The sequence below is a fragment of the Salifodinibacter halophilus genome, from assembly GCA_012999515.1.
In the GTDB taxonomy this organism is placed as follows: Bacteria; Pseudomonadota; Gammaproteobacteria; order Nevskiales; family Salinisphaeraceae; genus Salifodinibacter; species Salifodinibacter halophilus.
In genome coordinates, this window is the sequence record JABEEB010000679.1 from 1 (window position 1) to 239 (window position 239).

Genomic DNA, 239 nt, shown 5'->3' on the forward strand with positions numbered 1-239 from the left:
CCTCGATCTATGCTTTGAAAGGACGCTTCCAGGATCTGTTGCGGCCGCTGGTGCGGCGGTTTTACGCCGCCGGCGTCAGCGCCAACCAAGTCACCCTCGCCCCCGCGCTGGGGTCGCTGGCGGCGGCCGCGCTGGTGTACTGGGGCGCGCCGCAGCGGCCGTGGCTGTTCGCGCTGTTGCCGTTGTGGATGTTCGCGCGCATGGCCCTGAACGCCATCGACGGCATGCTGGCGCGCGAG

At 69.9% G+C, this 239-nt stretch carries 1 protein-coding gene; it reads left to right on the forward strand.

The features are described 5' to 3' along the window. The coding region (locus HKX41_13285) for a CDP-alcohol phosphatidyltransferase family protein (GenBank protein NNC25108.1) at positions 1–239 on the forward strand (239 nt) is incomplete at both ends.